Genomic DNA, 6,041 nt, shown 5'->3' on the forward strand with positions numbered 1-6,041 from the left:
GCCCTCGCCTCGGCCCGCGCGGTCGACGGGGCCCGCCAGTCGGTGACCGGTCCGCCCGACCCGGCGGCCGTCCTGGCCCGCCGCGACCGCTTCACCGGACGCGGCGACGACACCGGCCAGGCCGCCTGGCTCGCGGCGGCCGGCGCCGTCCTGGTGCGCGGCCGGGGCCGGATCGACGGCGAGCGCCGGGTGCACGCCACCGCGGCCGACGGCACGACCCGCGTGCTGCGGGCCCGGCGGGCCGTGGTGCTGGCCACGGGCTCCGAACCGGTGCTGCCCGACATCGACGGGCTGGACGGGGCCGGCGCGTGGACCAGCGAGCGGGCCACCACGGCCGAGGCGGTGCCCGGCCGCCTCGTCGTCATCGGCGGGGGAGTCGTGGCCTGCGAGGCGGCCACCGCCTGGCGCTCGCTGGGCGCGGAGGTCACCGTCCTGGTCCGCGGCCGGTCACTGCTGCCGGACTGGGAGCCCTGCGCCGGCGAGGAGGTCGCCCGCGGGCTGACCGGCCACGGCGCCGCCGTCCGGTTCGGGGTCACGGCCCTGTCGGTCGCCCGCGACGCGGACACGGGCGAGGTGAGCGTCGAGACCGACGACGGAGGCGTCCTGCGCTGCGACGCACTGCTCGTGGCGGTGGGCCGCAGGCCCCGCACCGCCGGCCTGGCCCTGGAGGACGTGGTCCCCGGCCACCCGGCGTCCGCCGCGGCGCGGCTGCCGGTCGACGACACCGGCCGGGTCACCTCGGTGCCCGGAGGCTGGCTGTACGCGATCGGTGACGTCTCGGGCCGCGCACAGCTCACGCACCTGGCCAAGTACCAGGCGCGGGCCTGCGCCGCCGCGCTCGTGGAACGCGCCGCGGGACGGCCGGCGGACGGCGGCCCCCGGCAGCCGTGGAGCGCGGGCGCCGCTCGCACGGCGGCCGCCCAGGCCGTCTTCACCTACCCGGAGGTGGCGAGCGTCGGGCTGACCGAACGGGCGGCACGCGCGGCGGGGTTCACGGTGCGCACCGCCGAATACCGTACCGGCGACGTCGCCGGGGCGGCCTTGCACGCCGACGGCTACCGCGGCCACGCCAAGCTCGTGGTCGACGCCGACCGGCACGTGATCCTCGGCTGCACCCTGACCGGTCCGATGGCCACCGAACTGATCCACACAGCCACCGTCGCCCTCGTCGGCGAAGTCCCGCTGGACCGCCTGTGGCACGCGGTCCCCGCCTTCCCCACGGTCGGCGAGGTCTGGCTGCGCCTGCTGGAGGCCTACGGCCTCTGACCCCACCCGCCCCCCTCACCCTCACCCTCACCTTCACCTTCACACACAGAGGAGCACATCCATGCCGTACATCAAGGTCGCCGAGGGCAACTCCGCGCCCGTCGAGCTCTACTACGAGGACCACGGCACGGGCCGTCCGGTCGTGCTGATCCACGGCTGGCCGCTGAACGGTGCGTCCTGGGAGAAGCAGACCGCCGCCCTCCTCGCCGCCGGGAACCGGGTCGTCACCTACGACCGGCGCGGCTTCGGCCGCTCCGACCAGCCCGCCGACGGCTACGACTACGACACCTTCGCCGCCGACCTGAACGCGGTGCTGACCGCTCTCGACCTGCGCGACGCCGTCCTGGTCGGGTTCTCGATGGGCACCGGCGAGGTGACCCGCTACCTCGGCACCTACGGCTCCGAGCGCATCGCCAAGGCCGTGATGATCGGCGTGGTGCCGCCCTTCCTGCTGAAGACCGACGACAACCCGGCCGGCGTCGACGGCGTGGTCTTCAAGGGCATCGAGGAGGCCATCCGCGCCGACCGGTTCGCGTTCATGACCGGCTTCCTCGCCGACTTCTACAACGTCGACGTGCTCGGCGGCGAGCGGATCAGCGAGCAGGCCGTCCAGGCGAGCTGGAACGTCGCCGTCACCGCCTCCGCCAAAGGCACCCTCGACTGCGTCCAGGCCTGGCTGACCGACTTCCGCGCCGACCTGCCCCGCATCGACGTCCCCACCCTGATCATCCACGGCGACGCCGACCGCACCCTGCCCATCGACTCCACCGCCGTCCCGCTGGCGCGCCTGATCGACGGCGCCGAGCTGGAGGTCGTCCCCGGCGGGCCCCACGGCCTGCTCTGGACGCACGCCGACGAGGTCAACTCCGCCCTGCTCGCCTTCCTGGGCTGAGCCGGCACCCCAGCCGGCGCGCCGGTGGCCGTCTCCCGCCCGGGAGCGGCCACCGGCGCCACCCCGGAGCCCGTCCCCGGCCCGGAACCCGCATCCGCACCCGACCGACGAAGGAATCCCCATGCCCGACCGCCCCGTGCTGGAAGCCGCCGCCCAGGCGTTCGCCGACGCCACCGCGAAGCCGCCCTTCCTCTACGAGATCCCCGTCGCCGAGGGCCGCAGAGCCGTCGAGGACGTGCAGAGCGGCGAGGGCGTCGACCTGCCGCCCGTGGACGAGGAGTGGATCACCGTGCCCGGCGGCCCGACCGGCCAGGTCCGCACCCGGATCGTCCGCCCGCACGGCGCCACCGGCCCCCTCCCCGTGATCCTCTACGTCCACGGCGCGGGCTGGGTGTTCGGCGACGCCCGCACCCACGACCGGCTCGTGCGCGAACTCGCCGTCGGCGCCGGCGCGGCCGTCGTCTTCCCCGACTACGACCGCTCACCCGAAGCCCGCTACCCCGTCGCCATCGAGCAGAACTACGCGGTCGCCCGGTGGATCACCACCGACGGCGCCGCCCACGGCCTCGACCCCGCCCGCATCGCCGTCGCGGGCGACTCCGTCGGCGGCAACATGAGCGCCGCCCTCACGCTGATGGCCAAGGAACGCGGCGACGTACGCCTCCTCGCGCAGGTGCTGTTCTACCCGGTCACCGACGCCTCCTTCGACACCGGCTCCTACGAGGAGTTCGCCGAGGGCTACTTCCTGCGCCGCGACGCCATGCGCTGGTTCTGGGACCAGTACACGACCGACCCGGTCGAACGCGCCCGGCCCACCGCCTCGCCCCTGCGCGCCACCGCCGAACAGCTCACCGGCCTGCCGCCCGCACTCGTCATCACCGCCGAGGCCGACGTCCTGCGCGACGAGGGCGAGGCGTACGCCTCCCGCCTGAGGGAAGCAGGCGTCCCGGTCACCGCGCTGCGGGTGCTGGGCACCCTCCACGACTTCGTGATGCTGGACGCCCTGCGCGACACCCGTGCCGCCCGCCTGGCCGTCGGCCTGGCCGCCGACACCCTCCGGGAGGCCCTGGCATGAGCGCCGCCACCAGCATGCCCGTCGCCGGCATGACCCCGTCCCCGGACCGGCGCCCCGCCACCGCGGACCTCGTCGTCCGCAACGCCAAGGTGTACACCGGGGACCCCGCCCGCCCCTCTGCCGGCGCCGTCGCCGTCCGCGCCGGCCGCATCGTGGCCCTGGGCGACGACCACGAGCTCGCCGAACTCGTCGGCCCCGCCACCCGGGTCGTCGACGCCCTCGGACGCAGGCTCGTCCCCGGGCTCAACGACTCGCACCTGCACGTCATCCGAGGCGGCCTCAACTACGTCCTGGAACTGCGCTGGGACGGCGTGCGCAGCCTGCGCCGCGCCCTGGCCATGCTGCGCGAGCAGGCCGGCCGCACCCCCAAGGGCCAGTGGATCCGCGTCGTCGGCGGCTGGACCCCCGAGCAGTTCGCCGAGCGCCGCATGCCGACGGTCGCCGAGCTCAACGCGGCGGCCCCCGACACCCCCGTCTTCGTCCTGCACCTGTACCAGTCGGCCCTGATGAACCGGGCCGCCGTCATCGCCGCCGGGTTCACCCGCGAGACCCCCGACCCGCGCGGCGGACAGATCGTACGCGGCCGCGACGGCGAACCGACCGGAGTGCTGCTGGCCGCCCCCGGCGCCCTCGTGCTGTACTCCACCCTCGCCAAGGCGCCCCGCCTGGACGAGGCCGACCGGCGCACCTCCACCCTCCACTTCCTGCGCGAACTCAACCGCTTCGGCCTCACCTCGGCGCTCGACGCCGCCGGCGGCTTCCAGAACTTCCCCGACGACTACGCCATCGTCACCGACCTGGCCCGCTCGGGCGAACTGACCCTGCGCATCGCCTACTACCTCTTCCCGCAGACGCCCGGCCAGGAACTGGACGACCTGCGCCGCTGGACCGAGACCGTCCGTCCCGGCGACGGCGACGAGTGGCTGCGCCTGGCCGGCGCCGGCGAGAACCTCACCTGGGCCGCGGCCGACTTCGAGAACTTCGCCGAACCCCGCCCCGCCCTCGACGAAGGCTACGAGGCCGAGTTCGAGCAGGCCGTCCGGCTGCTGACGGAGAACGGCTGGGGCTTCAGGCTGCACGCCACCTACGACGAGACCATCCGCCGTGATCTGGCGGTCTTCGAGAAGCTCGCCGCCGAAGGACTGTTCCCCGCCGGGAACCGCTGGCTGTTCGACCACGCCGAAACGGTCCGCGACGACAGCCTCGACCGGATCGCCGCCCTCGGCGGGGCCCTGTCCGTGCAGAACCGGATGTCCTTCCAGGGCGGCGTCTTCCTCGACCGCTACGGCGCCGAGGCCGCCTCCCGCACGCCCCCGGTCCGCGCCATGCTCGACCGGGGCCTGACCGTCGCCGCCGGCACGGACGCCACGCGCGTCTCCTCCTACAACCCGTGGGTCGCGCTCCACTGGCTCGTCACCGGGCGGACCGTCGGCGGCACACCCCTCCACCCGCCCGCGAACCTCCTCGACCGGCGCCAGGCCCTCGACCTGTACACCCGGGGCGGAGCCCGGCTGACCGGCGAGGACGACGTCAAGGGCGTACTGCGCGAAGGCTGCTACGCGGATCTCGCCGTCCTCTCCCACGACTACTTCACCGTCCCCGCCGAGACCATCCCCGACATCGAATCCGTCCTCACGGTGGTCGGCGGGCGCATCGTGCACGCGGCGGCGGAGTACGCGGGCCTCGAGGAGGAGGCACCGCCCGTCTCCCCGGCATGGAGTCCGGTGGCCCACTTCGGCGGCTACGCGGCCCGGGGCGACGGCGCCGCGCAGGCCGACACCGTGGCCGAAGCCGTCGCCGAGTCCGGACGCCGCCGCGCCTGGCGGGCCGCCCGCACCGGCACCGACCCCGTGCCCGGGCCGGCCCACCCCGTCGACCCGTGCCTGGCGCACTGAACGGGAGGGACGGCAGATGAGCACCGACCCCACCGGCGAACCCACCGCACCCGAGCCCGCGAAGGAACCCGGGCCCGGAACCGGAGACGGGCGCCGCTTCGAACCGGACCTGCGGGCGATGACCCGAATCACCCTGCGCCCCATCGCCTCGCCGATGCCCCTCGGCTTCTTCACGGTGGCCATCGCCTCCGTGCTGTCCGGCTGCCTGCAACTGGGCCTCCTGCACCCCACCGACCGACGGGCCGTCGCCCTGTGCGTCCTGCCCGCCTTCGCCCTGCAACTCCTCGTCAGCGTGCTGGCCTTCCAGGCCCGGGATGTGATCGCGGCCACCCTGATGGGCGTCTTCGCCGGCAGCTGGCTCGCGTACGCCCTGGTCCTGGGCAGCGGCGCACCCGGCGGGACCCGGGTCCTGGGCGTCTTCAACCTGGCGTTCCTGTGCTTCGGGGCGCTCATGGCGGCGGTGACCCGGCCCAAGAGGGCCCTGTGGCTGGTCCTCGTGGTCTCCCTGCCCCGCTGGGCCGCCACCGGCCTGGGCGGACTCACCGGGGCCGAATGGCCGACGCGTACGGCGGGCGCCCTGGGCATCCTGGTGGCGCTCGCCGCCGCCTACGCCGCCTTCGCCCTGATGCTGGAGGACATGCGCAGCGAGGAGGTCCTGCCCATCGGCCGCAGCGGACCCGCGCACCACGCCGTGGAAGGCGACCTCGCCGTACAGCTGCGCAACATCGAGCGCCAGGCAGGCGTACGCCGCACCCTGTGAGCCGTCACCGTGCCGCCCGGTCCGCCGGGCCGGGCGTCACGGCCGACCGGTGGCGGGCGGCGGCCTGCCATTCGCGGGGCGTCATGCCGTAGGCGGCACGGAAGGCCCGGCTGAAGTGGGAGGGGCTGACGAACCCCCAGCGCTGGGCGACGG

Annotated in this window: 6 protein-coding genes; 5 read left to right on the forward strand and 1 reads right to left on the reverse strand. The window is 75.0% G+C overall.

The window, feature by feature from the left end; genetic code table 11:
• From ACFVXK_RS36565 to ACFVXK_RS36585, 5 genes are all read left to right on the forward strand, one after another.
• A partial coding sequence (locus tag ACFVXK_RS36565) for a dihydrolipoyl dehydrogenase family protein (protein ID WP_389621072.1) occupies positions 1 to 1,266 on the forward strand: 1,266 nt, incomplete at its 5' end.
• Between the two features lie 61 nt (positions 1,267 to 1,327).
• On the forward strand, positions 1,328 to 2,158 hold the full coding sequence (locus ACFVXK_RS36570) for an alpha/beta fold hydrolase (protein WP_389621075.1): 831 nt from the start codon (positions 1,328 to 1,330) through the stop codon (positions 2,156 to 2,158).
• 121 nt (positions 2,159 to 2,279) lie between these two features.
• Positions 2,280 to 3,233 carry an alpha/beta hydrolase gene (locus ACFVXK_RS36575; RefSeq protein WP_389621078.1) on the forward strand — a complete coding sequence of 318 codons (954 nt, stop codon included), beginning with the start codon at positions 2,280 to 2,282 and terminating at the stop codon, positions 3,231 to 3,233.
• Positions 3,230 to 5,128: an amidohydrolase gene (locus ACFVXK_RS36580; protein ID WP_389621082.1), complete on the forward strand. Its 1,899-nt coding sequence runs from the start codon at positions 3,230 to 3,232 to the stop codon at positions 5,126 to 5,128. Before ACFVXK_RS36575 ends, ACFVXK_RS36580 begins: the two co-directional genes overlap by 4 nt.
• Before the next feature lie 16 nt (positions 5,129 to 5,144).
• Positions 5,145 to 5,888, forward strand: a complete 744-nt coding sequence (locus ACFVXK_RS36585; protein WP_389621085.1) for a GPR1/FUN34/YaaH family transporter — start codon at positions 5,145 to 5,147, stop codon at positions 5,886 to 5,888.
• A 4-nt stretch (positions 5,889 to 5,892) separates the two neighbouring features.
• Here ACFVXK_RS36585 and ACFVXK_RS36590 read toward each other — a convergent pair.
• Positions 5,893 to 6,041, reverse strand: a 149-nt coding sequence (locus tag ACFVXK_RS36590) for an AraC family transcriptional regulator (protein WP_389621088.1), incomplete at its 5' end; no start/stop codon positions are given.

This window comes from Streptomyces sp. NPDC058157, from assembly GCF_042884105.1.
Lineage (GTDB): Bacteria > Actinomycetota > Actinomycetes > Streptomycetales > Streptomycetaceae > Streptomyces.